The following is a 20,449-nucleotide window of genomic DNA, read 5'->3' as shown; positions in this document are numbered from 1 at the left end:
CTGTTCAGCCGGTGATCAGGGGCACCAGGGCCTGAACCGTTTCCCGTTCGCGCAGGCCCAGCAGTTCGCCGTCGCCGCTGCTGTCCTGGCGCTCAAGCTCTGCGGTGGCAAGCCGCACGCTGCGGACCTCTGAGATCACAACGCTGACCAGGGGCGTCTCGGCACCGCAGAGATCCACCAGGGCATCACGGCGATCGCGGAAGCGGATGGCGATCTGGCCCAGATCACCCCGCTGACACGGCCGCAGATTCTCCACGGCCAGGCGCTTGAGCAGGCCCAGACGGCTGGCCAGCAGCACGTCTCCGCCGGTGGCCACGGCGGCGGCGCCCACCACTGCCTCGCCCGGCAGCAACCGCAGCAGTACCGGCCCCTGAGCGGTGCGTCCCATCAGCGGCAGGTTGGCTTCCTCCACCGCCAGACGCAGCAGGCGGCCGGTGCTGCTGGCCACCACCACATCCTGGCCGTCATGGCAGGGCACCACCCGCAGCAGGTGGACGCCCTCCTTGAGCTTGAGCACGGTGGCGGCCCGGCCGGAGAGTTCCTGAAAGTCCTCCAGGGGCAGCCGCTTGAAGCGGCCGTCGCTGCTGAGCAGACCGAGGCTTGTGCCGCTGGCCTGGCTGGGCAGAGGCAGCACCTGAACCACCGTTTCGCCCTCGAGGCTGTCGGGCAGGAAGCGCTCCAGCCCTCCCTGTTGCTGGCCGGCAAATTCCCAGCGCAGCAGGGCCACCCGGCCATTGGCGGTGAAGGCGAGCAGGTTGGGCTGGCCGGTGGTCGGCAGGATCAGCCGGGCCGGCGGTGGCTGTTCCGCCAGTGGCGCGGGTTCCTCGAGATGGAGGCGGCCCAGCAGCTGCGGGCCGACGATCTTCACGGATCCATCGGCCAGGATCAGCAGGCGGCTGTCGCTGGCCAGGGCCTCGAAGGCCTGCTGGCGCTGCAGTTCGGCGTTGGGACGCACGGCGGCGCTGCGCTGCGCCACCAGCTCATCGCCCCCCTCGATCAGGCGGGTGCGGCGCGGCGTGGCATAGCGCTTGCGCAGGCGCTTCAGTTCGGCCACCAGATGGTCAAGCAGGGCGTCGCGGTCGTCGAGCAGGGTGCGCAGACGGCTGCGTTCGACCCGCAGTTCCTCGACCTCCTTGCGCAGGCTCTCCTGTTCCAGTCCCGTGAGCCGCCGCAGCGGCATCGCCAGCACCGCATCGGCCTGGCGCTCGCTCAGATCCAGCTGCACCTGCAGGCTGGCGCGGGCGGTGGCGGAATCGGGAGCCGCGGTGATCAGGGCAATCACCTGCTGGAGCGCCTCCAGGGCCCGGATCAGGCCTTCCACCACCTCCAGCCGGTCTTCGCAGCGGCGCAGGGCATGGTTGGTCCGGCGGATCAGGGTGAGTTCGCGGTATTCCAGGAATTCCTGCAGCATGCGCCGCAGGGTGAGCTGCACCGGCTGGCCGTTCACCAGGGCCAGCAGAATGGCGCCGAAATTGCTCTGCAGGGCGGTGCGGCGCTGCAGGTCGGCCAGCACCTTGGTGGCGTCCGCATCACGGCGCAGTTCCACCACCACTCGCATGCCTTCGCGATCGCTTTCATCGCGGATGTCGGCGATGCCGCCGATCTTGCCCTCATTCACCTGGTCGGCCAGCTTCTCGATCCAGCCGGCCTTGCTGAGCTGATACGGCAGCTCGGTGATCACGACGGCACTGCGGCGGTGGCGACCCTTGCCGGGCTGCACCTCCTCGGTGTGGGCCACCCCCCGCATCGGAATGCTGCCGCGGCCGCCCAGGTAGGTGTCGCGAATACCGCTGCCGATCAGCACCTCGCCGCCGGTGGGGAAGTCGGGGCCGGGCACCAGTTGCAGCAGCTTCTCGTCGCTGAGGTCGGGCTTGCGCACCAGGGCGATCAGGGCATCCACCACCTCGCCGAGGTTGTGGGGCGGGATGCTCGTGGCCATCCCCACGGCGATGCCGGTGCAGCCATTCAGCAGCAGGAAGGGCAGCTGGGCCGGCAGCACCGTGGGCTCCTGCTGGGAGCCGTCGAAGTTGGGGGCGAAATCGACCGTGTCGCTGCCGATCTCCTCGAGCATCGCCTCATGGGCGATCGGAGCCAACCGGGTTTCGGTGTACCGCATCGCCGCCGGCGGATCGTCATCGACGGAGCCGAAGTTGCCGTGGCCGTCCAGGAGCGGGTGGCGGCTGGCGAAGGTCTGCACCAGCCGCACCAGGGCGTCGTAGACCGCCTGATCACCGTGGGGGTGGTATTTGCCGAGCACATCGCCTACGACCCGGGCGCACTTGCGGTAGGGCCGATCCGGGGTCAGTCCCAGCTCGTGCATCGCGAACAGGATGCGCCGCTGCACTGGCTTGAGCCCATCGCGCACGTCCGGAAGGGCCCGTCCCACGATCACGCTCATCGCGTATTCGAGGTAGGAGCGCTGCATTTCCTGATGCAGGGCGATGGGCTGAACGCGCTCCTCGGCCATCCGGGTCTTCGGTGTGAGGGCGAAAAGTGGGGCTCAGCCTACAGATCCTGTGCGGGTTCTCCCCGAGGTCAAGGTGTCGACTCCTCCGGATCCGTGTTGGATTCTGCGTTGGCGTTGGCGCGGTCCACCACGCTCTTGAGCTCTGGATCCTCCAGAAGCCGGCGGGTGCTGGCCCTCAGTCTGTCGCCCCAGAGCTGTTCTTTCTGAAAGCTGTCGAGCACGTAATTGGGTTCGTCATCCAGGGCCTGGGCCGCCAGCTGGCGAGCCTCTGCCTGCTGCTGCGGTCCACTGGCGTAGAGGCCGGCTGCCAGCGCCAGGCTGGGTTCGGCGGCTTCGGGTCGGATCTTCAGCACCCGGCGCCAGCGATCGATCGCCTCTTTGCCGCGGCCCTGCTCGTAGAGCACCAGACCCTGGTTATTGATCGCTTCCCAGAAGTCTTTGCGCAGGCCGGAGGCCCGCTCAAAGGCAGAGAGAGCTGCGCCGGAATCGCCCAGCAGCAGATGGGCGTTGCCCAGATCGAAGTAGGCGCCGGCATTGCGGCCATCCAGCTGGATCCCCTGTTGCAACAGACCCACCGCCTGTTGCGGTTCGCCGTTGCGCAGGGCCAGAGATCCCTGGGCGAACCAGATGCCGGGATTGCGCGGATCGAGTTCCTTGGCCCGGGCCAGGGCAGCGGCGGCCTCGTCGAGCTGGTTGCTGCGCAGCTGGGCTTCCGCCAGCAGGAGCCAACCGCGCGGATCCTGGGGCAGCAGCTGCACGGTGAGCGCCGCCAGTCGCGCGGCGTCCTCGGCCTGGCCAAGCCGCAGCAGCCGGCCGGCCGCCTGGGCAATTCCCAGACCAGCGCCCGCCAGTTCCGGGCTCTGGGGGACGAACACATAGGGCACCAGCGCCCGGGCCGGCGCCATCTGAGCGGCCCACAGGCCGATCCCCAGCGGCATGGCCAGGGCCCAGGTCCGCAGACTCCGCCTCGCCAGGCTCGCGGCCGGCGTGAACTCAGATGCCATCCCTTTGCTCCTGAACTGCCACCAGCGCCGGATCACAACTGCCCAACAGGGAGGCTCCACCCTAGGGACAGCCGCTCGCACTGCCCGCCGCCGCCCGCAGATTGCGGCGCCACATCCAGGGCTTGATGCGGCGCAGGGCCGAGGCCCGCAGGTGCTCGTCCCAGGTGGCGTCATCCCAGCCCAGGGCCGTCTCGGCCCGCAGGTTGAGCAGCCAGGGCCGCGGCTGCACCTCCGGGTCGGGGCTGCTCTCCAGCGGCTGCTGATTCCACGGACACACGTCCTGGCAGATGTCGCAGCCGGCCACCCAGGGGCCCATCGCCGCGGTGATGGGCTCCGGTAATTCCGAATCGCGATTTTCGATCGTGTGGAAGGCGAGGCAGCGGCGGGCATCCACCACAAAGGGTTCCGGCAGGGCGCCGGTGGGGCAGGCCTCGAGGCAGCGGCTGCAGGAACCGCAGAGTGGTTCGGCGGGGTGGTCGGCCGGCAGGTCCAGGGTGGTGAGCAGATGGCCCAGCAGCAGCCAGGAGCCATGCTGGCGATGGATCAGGTTGCCGTTCTTGCCGATCCAGCCGAGGCCTGCCTCCTCGGCCCAGGCCTTGTCCAGCAGCGGCGCGCTGTCCACGCAGGCACGCCAGCCGGTGCCCGGTGCTTCGGCCTCAAGCCACCGCCCCAGACGCCGCAGGCGGCCATCGATCATCCGGTGGTAGTCACGCCCCCAGCCGTAGCGGGCCACCGCCAGGCTGCCGGGTGCCCGTTCGGCCGCCACGTAGTAACTGAGGCCCACCGCCAGCAGGCTGCGCACCCCCGGCAGCAGGGCCTCCGCAGTGCGGCGGCGCGGATCGCTCATCCAGGCCATGGAGCCCTGGTGGCCGGCCTCCAGCCAGCGCTGCAGAGCCGCCGTGCGCAGAGCCAGTCGCGGGCCGGGGGGCACAGCGGCGATGCCCACCGCCGCGAAGCCGAGCGCCGTCGCCTGCTGCTTGAGGGCGACCGCCAGGGCGGCCCGGCTCACGGCCCGTACAGTTGCTCCATCCCGTCATCCTGCCTGTGAGTTCCGCCACCTTCGGTCGCCTCGGCTTTCTGCTCCGTTGGCTGGGAATCACGCTGGTGGTGCTGTTGCTGCTGCAGCTGGCGGTGCTGTTGCCCCTCTGGAACTGGGGCGAGGAGGGCTACCGCCAGCTCGTCGTCGATCGGCTCGTCACCCAGTCGCCGATGGCCCTGGTGGGTGTGCTGCTGATGCTGTTCGGTGGCCGCCTCGACGAGCCCACTGCAGGCCGCACCCCCCTGCGCTGGGTGGTGGCGGTCCTGAGCGCCGTGCTGGCCATCGCTCTGCTGGTGGCGGTGCCGATGTCGATCAGCGGCGATCGGGCCATGGCCGATCAGACCGATCAGGGCCTGGCGGCCAAGAAGGGCCAGCTGGAGATGGCCCGGGCCCAGATGGAGAACCCCGAGGCGATTCAGCAGTTCGTCCAGCAGGCCGAGCAGGCCGGCCAGCTGCCAGCCCAGGGCACCGATGAGCAGAAGCGTCAGATGGTCAAGGAGCTGATGGGGCGCCAGCTTGACCAGGCCGAGCAGCAGCTTCGGCAGCAGGAGCGGGCCCGCGATCTAGCCGTGAATCAACGCCGCATCGGCGGTACCGGCACAGCCGTTGTTCTGGCGGTCTCCTTCGTACTCGTGGCCCTCGTCGCTCTGCTCTGAAGCGGTGCCTGGCTAAGTTGCCAGCAGGTTGCTATAGGCCGGAGCTCCGGGTTGTCGTTTGGTTCCATCCAGTCCCAGGCCTGATCAGCCGCTGGGCGATCGCCTCCAGCAGGATCTCAAGAACGATCTGATCGCCGGTCTGCTGGTGGTGATCCCGCTGGCCACCACCATCTGGCTGGCCACCACGGTGAGCCGCTTCGTGCTGGCGTTCCTCACCTCGATCCCGAAGCAGTTCAATCCCTTCAACACCCTCAACCCGGTGTTGCAGGAGCTGATCAACCTCGGCGTCGGTCTGCTGGTGCCGCTGCTGGGCATCCTGCTGATCGGCCTGATGGCCCGCAACATCGTGGGCCGCTGGCTGCTGGAGTTCGGCGAGGGAACCCTGCTGCGCATCCCCCTGGCAGGCTCGGTCTACAAAACCCTCAAGCAGCTGCTGGAAACCTTCCTGCAGGGCAATTCCGGCCGCTTCCGCCGGGTGGTGCTGGTCGAGTATCCACGCGAGGGTCTCTATGCGCTCGGCTTCGTCACCGCCACCCTGGCCACCAGTCTCCAGGCCAGCTTCAGTGAGCCGATGCTGAGCGTGTTCATCCCCACCGCTCCCAACCCCACCACCGGCTGGTACGCAGTGGTGCCCGAGAGCTCCGTCAGAGACATCGACATCTCGGTGGAGGATGCGTTCCGCACGATCATCTCGGCCGGCATCGTCAGCCCCGACGAACGCGAGCCCACGTCCAATCGCAGCTTCTCCAGCCTGCTGGCCCAGCTGCGCGCCCCCCAACTCTCCTGATGCAGAGCCGCACCCTTGCCCGCGAACTGGCACTGCTGATGCTCGGCCAGACCAACGACCGCGTTCCAGCGGCCGATCTCTCGCTCGAGACCCTGCTGCAGCAGGCCATGGCCAGCCTCAGCCAGCACGTGCGTGAATCGCTCGATCGCTCAGCGGAGGATCTGCAGGGTGCCCAGCAGCAGCTGCTCGACAGCGAGCTGCAGGACAGCGGCGAGGCCAGCTTGCCGAAGGTGCGCCAGCATCTGCAGGAGGGCATCGCCCAGGCGGAGCAGGCCCTGAATCGGCTGTCGGCCAGCCTGGAGCTGCCGCGCCTGCTGCTGCTCTCCGACCAGGACGACGTGCGTCGTGGTGCCCTTGAGCGGGCGCGGGAGGTGCTGCGGCAGCGCGAGGCTGTGGATGCCCGTCTCGATGGCGTGATGGAGGGCTGGCGTCTCGGCCGCCTGCCCCGCATCGACCGCGACATCCTGCGCCTCGCGGTGGTCGACCTGGAGCACTTCCAGACGCCGCCGGCGGTGGCGTGCAACGAGGCGGTGGAACTGGCCAACCGCTACAGCGACGAGCAGGGCCGCCGCATGATCAACGGCGTGCTGCGCCGCTTCACCCGGTCCGCCTCCGCGAGCTGAACCCCATGGTGTTCGACTGGTTTAAGCGCAACCTGGTCCCTCGCAGCCAGCCGCAGCAGGAGCCCGAACCGGCTTCGGTGCCGCCTGTCCCCGGCCAGGATGCGGAGGCGATCGCTCCTGAGGTTGCGGAGCCCGGGCCACCGGAACCCGACCTGGATCAGGCCGCTGAGTTGACCGCGGCATCGGACGGACGGGCTGCAGACGGGTCCGTCGCGTCGCTCGAGCCTCCGGGGCCCTCCGAACCCGCAACCTCGGTGCCTTCACCCGCAACCTTGGCGCCTTCCCAGCCGGCGTCAGCCCCGATCGAGCCGGCAACGGCTGCCCCAGCACCCAGCCCCTCCGGTTCCCCGGCGAGCGGCCCCTCCGTCGATCAGGACGCTCTGGAGTGGGCCCGTCAGGCCTATGCCCGGCTCAAGGCCCAGCAGCAGGCTGCCGCCGCCGCCGCGGAGCCTGCCCCAGCCCAGCCTGCCGCCGTTCCAGCCCCCCCGGCTCCCGAGCCGGGGGCCTTGCCAGCGTCTGCAGCGCCACCCACCCCTGAGCAGGCCCCCCCACCGCAGCCCCTGCCTGAGCAGGTTCCGACTGAGCCCCCCGGGCCCAGTGCTGCGTCCGTTGATGTGGCCCAGGAACTGCCGCCTCAGGAGTCCAGCGCCAGAGCTAGTGCCACCACGCCGATTGATGCCGGTGGTTCTTCCACCGGCTCGGCTGCTTCTACGCCTTCTGAAGCGGATGGCATTGCCCCGGTGGCCTCTGCCACCGCCTCCTCTGCTTCTGCACCCTCTGCCTCAGCTTCCTTTGAGGAGCCAGACCTTGCTGCGTCGTCACCAGACAACTCCCCCAGCGCCCCATCGCCGCAAGCTTCCCCTGCACCCGCGGCCGGTCTGTCCCTGCTTGAGCAAGCCGCGGCCCAGCGGCGCCAGCGTCAGCAGGAGCTGATCGCCTCCGCGGAGCTGGCTGACACCGGCTCTGCTCCCGCACCCTCAGAGACTTCCACTTCCACTTCCGGCTCCCCTGCAGTCGCTCCTGCTCAGCCCTCGCCGCAGGCGGATGCCGCCGAACCCAGCCTCGGCGCCTTCGACGACACCTTCACCTGGTCGGCCGAGGTGCTGGCCGCCCAGGGCCGCCAGCTCGACGACATCTCCCTGGAGGAGATCGACTGGCTGGGTCGTCTGCGCCGCGGCCTTGAGAAGACCCGGCGCGGTTTCGTCACCCAGCTGCTCGATCGCCTCGGCGACGATCCGCTCACCCCCGAGGTGCTCGACGACTTCGAAACCACCCTGCTGCGCGCCGATGTGGGCGTGCAGGCCACCGATCAGGTGCTCGAGGCCCTGAGGCAGCGCCTCAACGAGGAGGTGGTGGACCCGGCTGAAGGCATCCGGTTCCTCAAGGAACAGCTGCGTGGCCTCCTGGACGAACCGATCACCGCCAGTGGCGTTCCCCTGCTCGCCCCCGAACGGGAACGGCTCAACGTCTGGCTGATGGTGGGGGTCAACGGCGTCGGCAAGACCACCACCCTCGGCAAGCTGGCCAACCTGGCGGTGCGCAGTGGCTACAGCTGCCTGATCGCCGCGGCCGACACCTTCCGGGCCGCCGCCGTGCAGCAGGTGCAGATCTGGGGTGAGCGCAGCGGCGTGGCGGTGATCGCCAACCCGAGCGCCAATGCCGATCCCGCTGCCGTGGTTTACGACGCCATCGGCGCGGCCCAGTCCAAGGGCACCGAGCTCGTGCTGGTGGACACCGCCGGCCGCCTCCAGACCAAGCACAACCTGATGGAGGAGCTGGCCAAGGTGCGGCGCATCATCGACAAGCTGGCCCCCGATGCCGCCGTGGAATCTCTGCTGGTGCTGGATGCCAGCCAGGGTCAGAACGGCCTGCGCCAGGCGATGGCCTTTGCCAAGGCCGCCGGACTCACGGGCGTGGTGCTCACCAAGCTCGATGGCAGTGCCCGGGGCGGTGTGGCCATCGCCGTGGCCCACGAGGCCGGTCTGCCGATTCGCTTCATCGGCGCCGGCGAGGGAATCCGCGACCTGCGGCCCTTCAACAGCTTCGAGTTCGTCGAGGCCCTGCTGGCGGTCTGAGCCGTTCGACCCAGGCTTGCGCCGCAGCCGGGCCGCCGTGGTGCCCCGGTTGCGATGGCGTCCATGGCGATCGGAAACCACTGCTACCTTGCGAGCTCCCCGCGGCCGCTCCTTGAGCACCAAGCCGCCGCCCAGGGCCGCCATGGCCCCGTCGCCGCTACCCGCCAGCGCCGATCCTGCCGCCGTGCAACCGGACCCCGAGGCGATCGCGCCCCCCGCCTCTGCACCACTCACGGCCACAGCTTCGCTGCGGCAGCTGCTCGACAGCCTCAGTCGCGAGCAACGCCGCAACGGCGAACTGCTGGCGTCGCTGGGTTTCGCCCTGCGCAGCTTCACCAACCTCAGCCGTTTTCTCGAGCTGGTGGCCCTGGTGGCGGCGCGGCTGGTGGAGGCCGAGGGGGCCCTGCTGGTGGTCTTTCACCCCGATGGTCGGCTCTGGCGCGAGCAGCTGCAGGCCTCGCCGCCGGATCGCTGCGCCAAGCTGCTGCGCCAGATCGCCGCTCTGCCCGACAGCGACCTCCAGGCCCAGGCCAGTGAGGAAGCGGTGGTGCAGCTGCTCGATCAGCTGGTCGCCCGACTGCTCGGTGAGGTTCAGGTGTTCGGCACGTCGGTGGTGGCCCGCAGCAATCAGCGGGGGCGGCTCTACGTGTTCAGTGGCCCGGATGGGTTGTGCTGGAGCGAGGTGAACCAACGCCACATCCAGCTGGTGGCCGATCTCACCGGTGTGGCCCTGGAGAACGAGCTGCTGCTGGCGGATATGCGGCGCCACGAGCGGCTCGATCGCCAGCTCAGCAGTGGTGCCGAGATCCAGGCCCAGCTGCTGCCCGACCACTGCCCGGTGATTGAGGGGGTGGAACTGGCGGCCCGCTGCCGGCCGGCCTTCCAGGTGGGCGGCGATTACTACGACTTCATCCCCACCCGGCCGCAACTGATGGGCCGCCGCCGCGAGCAGGGGCGTTGGGCGCTGGTGATGGGCGATGTGATGGGCAAGGGGGTGCCGGCGGGTCTGCTCATGACCCTGCTGCGGGGCATGCTGCGGGCGGAGGTGCTGAGCGGCCACGCGCCGGATCGGATCCTGCACGACCTCAACCAGCTGGCCCAGGAAGACCTGGCCCACTCGCACCGCTTCGTGACGCTCTTCTATTCCGATTTCGACCCCCGCACCCGCCTGCTGCGTTACGCCAATGCCGCCCACAATCCACCACTGATCTGGCGGCGCCAGAGCGGCAGGGTGGAGCGGCTCGATGCCCCGGGTCTGCTGATCGGTCTGCAGAGCGAGGCCGAGTACGGCTGCGGCCAGCTGGTGCTGGAACCCGGAGACGTGCTGCTCTATTACACCGATGGTGTCACCGAAGCTCCCGGTCTCACCGGAGAGCGCTTCGAGGAGGAGCGTCTCGTGCGGGCACTGCATGCCGCCTGCCGGTCTGGGGTGGGTGCCCAGGGGATCCTCGATCACCTGTTCGCCCGCCTCGATCGCTTCGTCGGCGACGATCGCCAGCCCGACGACGATGCCTCGATGGTGGTGCTGAAGGTGCGCGAGGAGGTGATGCTGCCGTCCCTGCCCGCCGCAGCCGGTCTGCGGTGAAATGCTGGCCGCAGCAAGGCCCGACCGCCGCTGAGGCCAGCGGCTCTGGGTGAATCCCATCGGCCCTGGGTGGCAAGCTGACGGATCGCCCCAGTGCCTGGCCCGATGGCAGCCGATTCCCCCTCCCCCTCCACCAGCGGTGCGGCCACCGGCGGGCCTGCGGATCGGGGTGTGACCGGCGGAACGGCCGGCAGCTGGAGCGATCGCTTCGAGCAGGGGCTGCATCCGGCAATCGAGCGTTTCAATGCCTCGATCGGGTTCGACATCGCTCTGCTGCAGCAGGATCTCGATGGCTCCGTGGCCCATGCCCGCATGCTGGGCCGCTGCGGTGTGATTACTGCGGAGGAAGCCGATCAGCTGATCGAGGGTCTGGAAGCCGTGCGGGCCGAGGCGGCCGCCGGCCTGTTCCAACCGGGCCTGGAGGCCGAAGACGTGCACTTCGCCGTGGAACGGCGCCTGATCGAACGGCTCGGCCCCCTCGGCAAGAAGCTCCACACCGGCCGCAGCCGCAACGATCAGGTCGGCACCGATCTGCGCCTCTGGCTGCGGCAGCAGATCGATGCCATCGATGCGGCTCTGGCGCGTTTTGAGCGGGCCCTGCTGGCCCAGGCCGAACGCCATTCCGAGGTGCTCATCCCCGGTTACACCCACCTGCAGCGGGCCCAGCCGGTCTGCCTGGCCCACCATCTGCTGGCCTACATCGAGATGGCCGAGCGCGATCGCTCCCGCCTCGCGGATGTGCGGCGGCGGGTCAACATCTGCCCCCTCGGGGCGGCGGCCCTGGCGGGGACGCCGGTGCCGATCGATCGCCGTCAGACGGCCGCCGAGCTGGGTTTCGACACCATTTACGCCAACAGCCTCGATGCGGTCAGCGACCGCGATTTCGCCGTGGAATTCATGGCCGCCGCCAGCCTGGTGCTGGTGCATCTCAGCCGCCTCAGCGAGGAAGTGATCCTCTGGGCCAGCGAAGAGTTCGGCTTTGTGGCCCTCACCGACCGCTGTGCCACGGGCAGCAGCCTGATGCCCCAGAAGAAGAACCCCGATGTACCGGAACTGGTGCGGGGCAAGAGCGGCCGGGTGTTCGGCCATCTGATGGGCCTGCTCACGATGATCAAGGGGCTGCCGCTCGCGTACAACAAAGATTTCCAGGAAGACAAGGAAGCCCTGTTCGACGGGGTGCGTACCTGCCTGGATTGCCTTGAGGCGATGGCGATCCTGTTCGAGGAGGGGCTGGCCTTCCGTCCGCAACGCCTCGAGGCGGCTGTAGCCGCTGATTTTTCCAATGCCACCGATGTGGCCGATTACCTGGTGGCTCGGGGGGTGCCCTTTCGCGAGGCCTACCAGCTTGTCGGTGGTCTGGTGAAGACCTGCCTGCAGGAGGGAGTGCTGCTGCGGGATCTGCCCCTGCCGCGCTGGCAGGCGTTGCATCCGGCTTTCGCCGACGACATCTACGCCGCCATCGCACCGCGGCAGGTGGTGGCCGCCCGCCGCAGCGAGGGTGGCACGGGCTTCGAGCAGGTGCAGGCGCGGCTGCAGGTGATGCGGCAGCGGCTGTTGCCCCAGGACCGTTGCACGCCGTGACCTCTGCCCGCCGGAATCCCGGCGATTGGCCACTTCGCTCCTAGGCTTCTGTGGTCGTCGGCGCCGCGTGGCGCCCCCCAGGTCCGTGAGTATTTTCGTTGGCAACCTCCCCTTCCGCGCGGAGCAGGAAGATGTGGCGGAGTTGTTTGCCCCCTTCGGCGAGGTGAGCAGCTGTGCGCTGCCGCTGGAGCGGGATTCGGGGCGCAAGCGTGGCTTCGCCTTTGTCGAGATGGCGGATGAGGAGACCGAAGCCCGTGCCATCGAGGGCCTTCAGGGTGCCGAGCTGATGGGTCGCCCCCTGCGGATCAACAAGGCCGAACCCCGTGGCAGCGCCCCGCGTCGTGGTGGTGGTGGGTACGGCGGCGGCGGTGGCGGCGGCTATGGCCGGGGCGACTCAGGCGGTGGTGGCGGCTATGCCGCCGATCGGGGATCCGGAGCCCGTGGCTGGGAAGACCGCAGCTACGGCGGTGGCGGCGGCGCTCCTTCCGGTGGTTATGGCGGCGCCTCGGATGGCTTTGAAGCTGGCCGCACCCGCCGTCGCCGCAGCGGCGGCGGATCGGCTGAGACCGGTGCTGCCGATGGTGGCCACTACAGCGGAGCCGAAGGCTGAACCGGCTGCTTCAGTAGCCGCGCTCCTCCAGCTGGAGCGCGGCCTGCTCCAGGACCTCCACGCCGGCCTGGCGTGACCCGGCTGCCCTGGTGAGGTCCCGCCGCCAGTGGCGTGCCCCACTCACGCCTTCCACCACCTGCACCAGGTGACGAGCGATCGGCCAGAGGCGCCCGCCGCTTGAGCACCAGCGTTCGGCGTGGGGCATCACGCCCCGCACCACGGTGGAGGCCCGGGCCATCGGTCGTGCGGTGTCGTTGAACAGATCGGCGTCCACACGTGCCCAGCGCAGGGGATGGTCATAGGCCGCCCGGCCCACCATCACCCCGTCCACGAGATCGAGGTGCTCCAGGCAGGCCGCCGGCGTCTGCAGACCACCGTTCAGTTCGATCGTGAGGGCGGGACGATCGGCCTTGAGCCGATGGACCAGCGCATGGCGCAGGGGGGGGATGGTGCGGTTCTGCTTGGGATCGAGCCCTTCCAGCCAGGCTTTCCGTGCATGCACGGCAAAGCGTTGGCAGCCGGCCGACGCCACCGTGTCGACGAAGTCCAGCAGCGCCTCGTAGGAGTCATGGTCATCGATGCCGATCCGGTGTTTCACCGTGACCGCCAGGCCGCTGGCCTCGGCCATGGCCGCCACGCAGCGGGCCACCCGCTGAGGATCAGCCATCAGACAGGCGCCGAAGCGCCCCTGCTGCACCTTCTGGCTGGGGCAGCCCACGTTGAGGTTGATCTCGTCGTAGCCCCAGGCGGCAGCGAGTGAGGCGGCCTCCGCCAGGAGCACCGGATCATCACCGCCCAGCTGCAGTGCCAGGGGATGTTCGATCGGATCGAAACCGATCAGCCGCTCCAGACGCCGCTGCCGCTCCTGCGGATCGCGATGGCGGCTGGCATGGTGGAGCGCCTGCGCCACCACCATTTCCGTGTACAACAGGCAACGGCGGCTCACCTGGCGCATCAGCACCCGGAAGTGCCGATCGGTGTAGTCCAGCATCGGCGCCACACTGAAGCGATGACTGGTGATCGGGTGACGGCTGTCGACGGTGTGTGCCATGACCCCATGCTGCCCAGTCGCGCTGCCGTGGTGGTGGCGGGCGGCGGTCCGGCCGGCTTCATGGCGGCCGTGGCTGCAGCCGAGGCGGGTCGCGGCGATGTGCTGCTGCTGGAAGCCACGCCGGAGCCGCTCCACAAGGTGCGGATCAGCGGCGGTGGCCGTTGCAATGTCACCCATGCCTGCTGGGATCCGGCCGAGTTGGTCGGCCACTATCCGCGGGGTGCCCGGGCGCTGCGGGGCCCCTTCTCCCGGTTTGCCTGCGGCGATGCGGTGGCATGGTTCGATGCCCATGGCCTGGAGCTGGTGGAGGAGGCCGACGGTCGCCTGTTTCCCCGTTCCAACCGTTCCCAGTCGGTGATCGAGACCCTGCGGCGCGCGGCGACTGCCGCCGGAGTGCGCCTCTGCACTGGAGCGGCGCTGCAACGGGCGGAGGTCCGCAGCGGTGGTGGCTTCAGCCTGGAGGTGCGGACCGGTGCCGGTGTTCGCGTCCGGCTCGACTGTGTCCAGCTGGTGCTGGCCACCGGCAGCCATCCGAGCGGGCGCCAGCTGGCCGCCTCCCTGGGCCACACCCTGGTGCCGCCGGTGCCCTCGTTGTTCACTCTGGCCCTGGAGGCACCGGCTCTCACGAAGCTGGCCGGGGTGGTGATGGACCCTGTGGGTCTGGAGCTGCTGCCAGGTCTTGAGCGTGCTGCTGGTGAGCGTTTCCGCCAGCGTGGCACCGTGCTGATCACCCACTGGGGCCTGAGTGGTCCGGCCTGTCTGCGGCTCACGGCTTTTGCCGCCCGAGCCCTGAAGGAGCAGGGTTATCGCGGTCTCCTGCAGGTGGACTGGAGCGGTGGCCGGAGTCTGGTCGATCTGGAGCTGCTCTTCGGCAGGTTGCGCCGTGAGCAGGCCAGGCGCCAGCTGGCCACGGCCCGGCCCTGGCCGGAGCTGAGCCGGCGCCTCTGGTGGCATCTGTTGGAGGAGCAGGGCCTGGATCGGCAGCTGCGCTGGGCTGATCTGCCCGCTCGCGGTCAAAAGGGTTTGATCACGGCCCTGCGCGCCAGTCGCTACACGGTGCGGGGCCGCGGGCCATTCGGGGAGGAATTCGTCACTGCCGGTGGCGTCTGCCTCGGCGAGGTGAACCTGGCCACGATGGAGAGTCGGCAACAGAAAGGCCTGTATCTGGTGGGCGAACTTCTCGATGTGGATGGGGTGACCGGAGGATTCAACTTCCAGCACTGCTGGAGTTCGGGCTGGCTGGCCGGTCAGGGGCTTGGAGCTGAGAACCGCTGATCATGATCCGATTCAAAGCAGTCAGCGATCCTGTGCAAACCAGGCAGTTGGGCAGTTGGGCAGTTGGGCAGTTGGGTCCTGAGACTCGTGGAAGGGCGGAGATGACCAGTGCATCCGCCAGTGTTCCGTGTCAATCAGACGGGTTGATGATCAACCCAGGCATGGTCGGACAAGTCTGAACTTGATTACCCATAAGCCTCCGCAAGCCTGAGATCCCGCTCCGTGCAAGGCATGCAGCAGCAGACTGCATTGGCGATGCGCTCGGTCATCTCAGCCATGGCAAAGCGCCGATTGAAGCGGAAGCAGAAGCCGCCCAGGTAGCGCTTGGCGTACTTGTCAAAGTTGAAGGCATGGAAGGTGCCGTTGAAGCTGGTCTTTAGGTTGCCCAGCAGGGTGTTGATCCAGCGGAACTGCGGCAGGTCGTTGGGGTGCTGGCCGGTGGTGACATTCGCCTTGTGGTGGCAGTTGGCCGTGGTCACGGCGCGGAAGCAGGCCAGGCCATCGGAGAGTACATCGCTACCGGGAGTCAGATTATTCAAGGACCAGTTAGCGATCGCCTCTGAACTGAAGCTATTCACCGGCGCGATCTTTGCGTGGATCGGATGGCCGGACTCGTTCAACGAGACGGCTGCCACGATCGGAATCTTGTTTTCTGATCCGCGACCCACCTTGCCGCCAGTGCGTTCTCCGCCGAGGTAGGCATCATCTATCTGAATCTTTCCCCGCAGCAGATACTCCTCCTCCCGTTCGCTCATCGCCCGCAGGATCTTGTTGTGAAGCAGCCAGGCGGTGTCGTAGTTGACGCCCAGGTGACGACTCAATTCCAGCGAGGAGATCCCGTTCTTGGCCTGGCCGATCAGATAAAAGGCCAGGAACCAGTTTGTCAGAGGGAGCTTGGTGGCCTGCAGGATCGTGCCGGCCGTGAGTGTTGTCTGATGGCCGCAGTTGCGGCATTGGTAGCGCTTGAGTCGTCGGCCGTAAACCAGGCCATGCTCATGCCTATTGCAGCGAGGGCACCGGAACCCATCCGGCCAGCGAGCCTTCTCCAGAGCAGCCTCACATTGCTCCTCTGTGCCGTAGAGCCGCTGGAACTCAGGCAGAGACAGGCCCTTCTGGAACTGGATGCCGTTGCGCGCCATGGCCAGAACAGTATCTGCGTACCACTCTAGTCGGGACAAATGGCCTGCACGGAGCGAGCTGGGTAATCAAGAGTCTGAATGACAAGGACTCAGGACACCCCTGGGAGAACAATCATTCTCTTGGGACAATTCATACCAATTAATTCATGAAGTAGCAGTATCGAATAGTGGTCATAATTTATTCTCTAAACAAATTAATCTTTCATCGAATTTTGTCAAATACGGAGAACATTGGAAGATACATTGCCAGGAGAATCGAAGCAACAATGCCTCCCACGAAAACGATCATTGCGGGCTCCAGCATGGAGGTGAGTGCTTTGACAGTAGCCGAAACTTCGTCTTCGTAAAAATCTGCAACCTTGTTGAGCATTGTATCCAGTTCACCAGTTTCTTCGCCGATGGCCATCATGCCAACGGCCATCTCTGGAAACACATTTTTCCGGGCAATGGCGACGCTGAGAGGAATGCCCTCGAGGATGTCTCTTCGGCTTGCATCGATCGCGTCCGAAATGATGGTGTTACTTGTTGTTTCTCTGACGATATCAAGCGCCAATAGAATCGGGACGCCTGCCTTGGCTAAGGAGCTGAAGGTGCGGCAGAATTGAGCCGTAGCCGATGTGCGGATCAGCTCGCCAAAGAGGGGGATTCTCAGAATGCTTGCATCGATATTTCTTCGACCCTTCGGCGTGGCGTAAACCCGTCCGAAAAGCCAGGCGCTTACAATCAAACCTCCAACCAGGAAAAGTGAGAAGCTGGATCTCAGCGTAGCGCTCAGATTCACCATCATCTGGGTCAAGGCCGGCAGCTCAGCACCCAGGCTGTCGAAAATTTCGGCGAAAGTGGGAATCAGAAAGATCGTCATGCCCAGAAAGACGAGGATGGCGATCACCAGCACAGCGATGGGATAGCCCATGGCTCCCTTGATCTGATTCTGGAGTTTGGCGTTATCTTCCAGTAGTTTGGCAAGACGTTTCAGGGTGTCATCCAGGACGCCGCCCAACTCCCCGGCTTCGATCATAGCGATCGTGAGCTTGTCGAATACCTTCGGCCAGCGGCGAATGGCGGCACCAAGGCTGTCTCCCTGGCTCACTTCCAGGCTGACGGCGGTAAGGGCCCGCTTGAACAGGGGATGCTTCTGTTGGGCGGCCATCAGATTGAGGCCCCGCACGATCGGAACCCCCGCATCCACCAGGGCCGCCATCTTGCTGGCGAACAAGGCTTTCTCCTTGATGCCCGGTTTTCCCTCAAGCAACCCGTTGATCTGGTCCATCAGGTTGCTGCCGCTGCTTCCCTTGGCTGACCGGGTGAGAGCAGATGATCTGGCGTCGACCTGTTGTTTGATTGATGTGGCTTGAATCCCGCGCCGCCGCAGGTTGCGCTTGGCCGTGATCACGTCAGCCGCATCCACATTGAGGCTGACCTGCTTGCCGCGGTTTGTCTTGTAGGTGGCAATGAAAGTGGGCACGGCCGTTCAGGTGTAAGTGTTCAGGAAAGCTGATCCACCAGGCGGCGTAGTTCCTCCGGTTTGGCAGTCTTGCTGAGAGCCTCCTCCAGTTTCACCTCCTCGGAAAGCACCAGATTGGCCAGGGCCTTCTCCAGGGTCTGCATGCCGAGGCTGGCCCCGGTCTGCATCTGGGAATAAAGCTGGGCAGTTTTTCCTTCGCGCACCAGATTGGAGATGGCAGGAGTGTTGATCATGATCTCCTGAGCCATCACCCGGCCGAATTGGCCGGGTTTCGGATTCCAGCGCCTGCAGAGAGTCTGGGAAAACACAGCCATCAGGCTGCTGCTGAGTTGCACCCTGATCTGATCCTGCTGGCCCGCCGGGAAAACGTCCACCATCCGATCCACCGTCTGGGAGGCGGAACTGGTGTGCAGGGTGCCGAACACCAGGTGCCCAGTTTCGGCTGCGGTCACTGCCAGTTGGATCGTCTCCAGGTCCCGCATCTCACCAACCAGGATCACGTCCGGATCTTCGCGAAGAGCTGCCCGCAGGGCATTGGCGAAACTGCGGGTGTCTTGACTGAGCTCACGTTGGTGGATGATGCTTTGATCGGAACGGTAGGTGAACTCGATCGGATCCTCGATCGTGAGGATATGCTCAGCTCGGGTGTGGTTGATGTGATCCAGAATTGCCGCCAGAGTGGTGGTTTTTCCGGAGCCTGTCGGACCGGTTACCAGTACCAGCCCTTTGGGGATACGACTCATCTCTTCCACAATCGGTGGAAGTCCAAGCATGTCCAGAGTGGGAATCTTGTTGCCAAGAGCTCTCAGGCAAGCGGCGTAGGTGCCGCGTTGGCGATAGACGTTCACCCGGAATCGGGAGACGCCTTTGAGGCCATAGGAGCAGTCCAGTTCCCAGGTTTGCTCCAGTTGCTTGCGCTGGGCGTTGTTCAGCAACATGAAGATCAGTCTGTTGCAGTCTTCCTCCTTCAACGCTGTCTCCGTCATCGGACGAAGCTGGCCATTGAAGCGTCCGTAAGGAGGCATCCCGGCACTGAGGTGAAGATCACTACCGCCATCTTCAACCAGTTTGCCCATCAGATCCTCGATCATCAGGTCCATGGCACGTCTTTAGCGGCTTTGCAGACAGTAGGGGCATTCCAGCCACTCTTCCCGCAGCCCAGCACCACAGCCTGCACAGGTGAGCGTGGAGAGCATCCGCGCCCGCCGCTCTGATTCCAGACCCGTGTCTGTGAGCAGCATCCGTTCCACCTCCTCGAGGGTGGTGTCGCCGTTGCGAACCAGATCGAGGCCATAGCCGAGCAAGGTCTTCATGCCACTTTCGAGAGCCAGGCGCCTCAGGACGTCTGTGGTGGCTCGCTTGGCGATGGCAGCGGCGATCTCTTCGTTGATTCGCAGCACTTCGTAAACCCCCACCCTGCCCTTGTAACCACTGCCCTGGCAGATCGGGCAGGCGTGGGGGCCTCCGGGGGGCTGCTTGTTGGCCCGGAAGAAGGTCACGTTGGTTTCCCGTCCTGCCAGTAGTCCGAACCGGCCAAGCTCCTCGGGGGTGGGCCGGTAGCTCTGTCGGCAGTGCACGCAGACACGGCGTAGCAGCCGCTGGGACACGATGCCCAGAAGCGAGGCGCTCACCAGGAAGGGTTCGACTCCCATCTCGTCAAGTCGGGCAATGGCGCTGGGGGCGTCGTTGCAGTGGAGGGTGGTGAGGACCAGGTGGCCGGTGAGTGCTGCTTCGATCGCGGTCTTGGCCGTCTCCAGGTCACGTGTTTCCCCCACCAGGAGCACGTCGGGGTCCTGCCGCATGAAGGCCCTGAGGGCCACGCTGAAATCAAGCCCCTTGTCGCGGTTGACCTGGGTCTGGGTGATCCCCTTGAGGGTGTATTCAATCGGATCCTCGACCGTGGAGATATTGATTGTGGGGTTGTTCCGTTCCGCCAGCAACGAGTAAAGGGTCGTTGACTTACCGGATCCGGTGGGTCCGGTGACCAGGATCATGCCGAATGGCTTGGAGCCGAGGTTGCGTACGACCTCGCGCGCCTGTGGATCCGTGATCAAGGTATCGAGACCCAGTTGGGTGGCGCCGCTGTCGAGCAGACGGAGCACCACTTTCTCGCCCAGCCGGGTCGGCAGGGTGCTGACACGGCAATCCATCTTCCGGCCACGGAAGGTGCGGCGGATACGGCCGTCCTGAGGCATTCGCCGCTCGGCGATATCCAGATCCGCCATGATCTTGAAGCGGGAGGTGACCGCGGGGATCAGGCTCTTGGGCAGATCCTCGAAGTGTTTCTGCAGAACACCGTCCTGACGGAAGCGAACTTCAAGGGCATGTTCCTGGGGTTCGATGTGAATGTCGCTGGCTCCGGCACTCAACGCCTCAATCAGGATCCGATCCACCAGGCTCACGATTGGTGAGGCGTTGGCGCTCTCGCTGCTGATCTCCAGCTCCTGGAGGTCGTCGGTGACCTCTCTCAGTTCGCTTCCACCTGTTGAGATCGCCAGATCCTCGATCAGGGATCGTGGCTGGATCGTGTAAGCGACGTGGTCTTCATGACCGTTGCCCTCGTTGTCTTCCTCGTTGTCGTCGTCGAGATGGAAGTCGTCGGTGTCACTGTCGTCGATCCCACGGACGCTGGAGACAGCGGTGGCCGAGGGGGCGTCCCCAGGGACCGGAGTGGTTTCGAGGTTCTCCAGTCGCTCGCTCAGGTCACTGGCCAGGGCGAGGTTGAAGGAGGCGGTCAGGCCCGCGTCTGTCAGTTCCTCCGCCAGGCTCTGCTGGCTTGCCGGGCCCCAGTGCGTGGGAATGGCCACCTGCAGGGCCTGGCCGTTTTGCTGCAGGGGCAGACAGCCCAGTTCTCTCCAGCGTTCGACGCGAATCGGTTGGTCGTCGGCCATCAGGCGGTGATCGGCCCGTTCCAGATCCTGGGGCCGCAGCACCGGCTCGCCGAGCAGCAGCTCCACTTCCAGCCGTTGCTGTTCGGGGAACAGGGCGTCGGCAACCGGGCGGATGGGGGTCAGAGTCATGGGCCGGAACCGCTGGGCTCAAAGGTGCGGGCTTCCGCCGCTTGTGGGAGGAGGGCCCTGAGTTCCAACATG

The 20,449-nt window shown here is 66.4% G+C and carries 16 protein-coding genes; 8 read left to right on the top strand and 8 right to left on the bottom strand.

Annotation, left to right across the window (positions count from 1 at the left end; genetic code table 11):
* Positions 1-4: 4 nt before the first annotated feature.
* From H8F24_RS05370 to queG, 3 genes are all read right to left on the bottom strand, one after another.
* Positions 5-2,467, bottom strand: a complete 2,463-nt coding sequence (locus H8F24_RS05370; RefSeq protein WP_197171287.1) for a DNA topoisomerase (ATP-hydrolyzing) subunit A — start codon at positions 2,465-2,467, stop codon at positions 5-7.
* A 68-nt stretch (positions 2,468-2,535) separates the two neighbouring features.
* Complete coding sequence (locus tag H8F24_RS05365) at positions 2,536-3,405, bottom strand: tetratricopeptide repeat protein (protein ID WP_231598117.1); 870 nt, start codon at positions 3,403-3,405, stop codon at positions 2,536-2,538.
* Positions 3,406-3,532: 127 nt separating this feature from the next.
* Positions 3,533-4,480 (bottom strand): tRNA epoxyqueuosine(34) reductase QueG, encoded by a 948-nt coding sequence (gene queG, locus H8F24_RS05360; protein WP_197171284.1) that lies wholly within the window; start codon positions 4,478-4,480, stop codon positions 3,533-3,535.
* A gap of 35 nt (positions 4,481-4,515) precedes the next feature.
* On the opposite strand from queG, the gene H8F24_RS05355 reads away from it, so the two are divergent.
* The 7 genes from H8F24_RS05355 (at position 4,516) to H8F24_RS05325 (ending at position 12,427) form a co-directional block, all read left to right on the top strand.
* Positions 4,516-5,166 carry an HpsJ family protein gene (locus H8F24_RS05355; protein ID WP_197157850.1) on the top strand — a complete coding sequence of 217 codons (651 nt, stop codon included), beginning with the start codon at positions 4,516-4,518 and terminating at the stop codon, positions 5,164-5,166.
* A 58-nt stretch (positions 5,167-5,224) separates the two neighbouring features.
* On the top strand, positions 5,225-5,953 hold the full coding sequence (locus tag H8F24_RS05350) for a DUF502 domain-containing protein (RefSeq protein ID WP_197171282.1): 729 nt from the start codon (positions 5,225-5,227) through the stop codon (positions 5,951-5,953).
* Positions 5,953-6,576, top strand: a complete 624-nt coding sequence (nusB, locus tag H8F24_RS05345; RefSeq protein WP_197171280.1) for a transcription antitermination factor NusB — start codon at positions 5,953-5,955, stop codon at positions 6,574-6,576. Before H8F24_RS05350 ends, nusB begins: the two co-directional genes overlap by 1 nt.
* 560 nt (positions 6,577-7,136) lie before the next feature.
* On the top strand, positions 7,137-8,651 hold the full coding sequence (gene ftsY, locus H8F24_RS05340) for a signal recognition particle-docking protein FtsY (protein WP_370594812.1): 1,515 nt from the start codon (positions 7,137-7,139) through the stop codon (positions 8,649-8,651).
* Positions 8,652-8,739: 88 nt separating this feature from the next.
* Positions 8,740-10,236, top strand: coding sequence for a PP2C family protein-serine/threonine phosphatase (locus H8F24_RS05335; protein ID WP_231598116.1), 1,497 nt, complete (start codon positions 8,740-8,742; stop codon positions 10,234-10,236).
* A gap of 105 nt (positions 10,237-10,341) precedes the next feature.
* Positions 10,342-11,817 carry an argininosuccinate lyase gene (gene argH, locus H8F24_RS05330; RefSeq protein ID WP_197171278.1) on the top strand — a complete coding sequence of 492 codons (1,476 nt, stop codon included), beginning with the start codon at positions 10,342-10,344 and terminating at the stop codon, positions 11,815-11,817.
* A gap of 85 nt (positions 11,818-11,902) precedes the next feature.
* Complete coding sequence (locus tag H8F24_RS05325) at positions 11,903-12,427, top strand: RNA-binding protein (RefSeq protein ID WP_197157857.1); 525 nt, start codon at positions 11,903-11,905, stop codon at positions 12,425-12,427.
* Between the two features lie 10 nt (positions 12,428-12,437).
* On the opposite strand, the gene dusA is transcribed toward H8F24_RS05325, so the two are convergent.
* Entirely contained in the window at positions 12,438-13,478 is a 1,041-nt protein-coding gene (dusA, locus tag H8F24_RS05320; protein ID WP_197157859.1) for a tRNA dihydrouridine(20/20a) synthase DusA, read from the bottom strand.
* A 6-nt stretch (positions 13,479-13,484) separates the two neighbouring features.
* Between dusA and H8F24_RS05315 the strand changes: the two genes are divergently transcribed.
* On the top strand, positions 13,485-14,753 hold the full coding sequence (locus H8F24_RS05315) for an NAD(P)/FAD-dependent oxidoreductase (protein WP_197158986.1): 1,269 nt from the start codon (positions 13,485-13,487) through the stop codon (positions 14,751-14,753).
* A gap of 185 nt (positions 14,754-14,938) precedes the next feature.
* Here the strand turns inward: H8F24_RS05315 and H8F24_RS05310 are convergent, their stop codons facing one another.
* From H8F24_RS05310 to H8F24_RS05295, 4 genes are all read right to left on the bottom strand, one after another.
* A complete protein-coding gene (locus tag H8F24_RS05310; RefSeq protein ID WP_197171117.1) occupies positions 14,939-15,892 on the bottom strand; it encodes an IS1595 family transposase in 954 nt (317 codons plus the stop codon).
* A gap of 202 nt (positions 15,893-16,094) precedes the next feature.
* The gene (locus tag H8F24_RS05305; protein ID WP_197157861.1) at positions 16,095-17,357 is read right to left on the bottom strand and encodes a type II secretion system F family protein; all 1,263 of its coding nucleotides are present in this window, start codon (positions 17,355-17,357) and stop codon (positions 16,095-16,097) included.
* Between the two features lie 20 nt (positions 17,358-17,377).
* Positions 17,378-18,457 carry a type IV pilus twitching motility protein PilT gene (locus tag H8F24_RS05300; protein ID WP_197157863.1) on the bottom strand — a complete coding sequence of 360 codons (1,080 nt, stop codon included), beginning with the start codon at positions 18,455-18,457 and terminating at the stop codon, positions 17,378-17,380.
* Between the two features lie 9 nt (positions 18,458-18,466).
* A complete protein-coding gene (locus H8F24_RS05295; RefSeq protein ID WP_197157865.1) occupies positions 18,467-20,377 on the bottom strand; it encodes a GspE/PulE family protein in 1,911 nt (636 codons plus the stop codon).
* Positions 20,378-20,449: the final 72 nt, after the last annotated feature.

This window comes from Synechococcus sp. CBW1002, from assembly GCF_015840915.1.
Taxonomy (GTDB): Bacteria; Cyanobacteriota; Cyanobacteriia; order PCC-6307; family Cyanobiaceae; genus CBW1002.
The sequence above is the reverse complement of the archived record's forward strand: the minus strand, read 5'-3'. Positions and strand labels throughout refer to the sequence as shown.

What these genes read in the sequence shown, in the direction of transcription:
- H8F24_RS05300 (WP_197157863.1), bottom strand. Translation starts at nt 18,457, where the DNA reads ATGGACCTGATGATCGAGGATCTGATGGGCAAACTGGTTGAAGATGGC.
- dusA (WP_197157859.1), bottom strand. Translation starts at nt 13,478, where the DNA reads ATGGCACACACCGTCGACAGCCGTCACCCGATCACCAGTCATCGCTTC.
- H8F24_RS05315 (WP_197158986.1), top strand. Translation starts at nt 13,485, where the DNA reads ATGCTGCCCAGTCGCGCTGCCGTGGTGGTGGCGGGCGGCGGTCCGGCC.
- H8F24_RS05310 (WP_197171117.1), bottom strand. Translation starts at nt 15,892, where the DNA reads ATGGCGCGCAACGGCATCCAGTTCCAGAAGGGCCTGTCTCTGCCTGAG.
- H8F24_RS05365 (WP_231598117.1), bottom strand. Translation starts at nt 3,405, where the DNA reads ATGCCGCTGGGGATCGGCCTGTGGGCCGCTCAGATGGCGCCGGCCCGG.
- nusB (WP_197171280.1), top strand. Translation starts at nt 5,953, where the DNA reads ATGCAGAGCCGCACCCTTGCCCGCGAACTGGCACTGCTGATGCTCGGC.
- argH (WP_197171278.1), top strand. Translation starts at nt 10,342, where the DNA reads ATGGCAGCCGATTCCCCCTCCCCCTCCACCAGCGGTGCGGCCACCGGC.
- H8F24_RS05295 (WP_197157865.1), bottom strand. Translation starts at nt 20,377, where the DNA reads ATGACTCTGACCCCCATCCGCCCGGTTGCCGACGCCCTGTTCCCCGAA.
- H8F24_RS05370 (WP_197171287.1), bottom strand. Translation starts at nt 2,467, where the DNA reads ATGGCCGAGGAGCGCGTTCAGCCCATCGCCCTGCATCAGGAAATGCAG.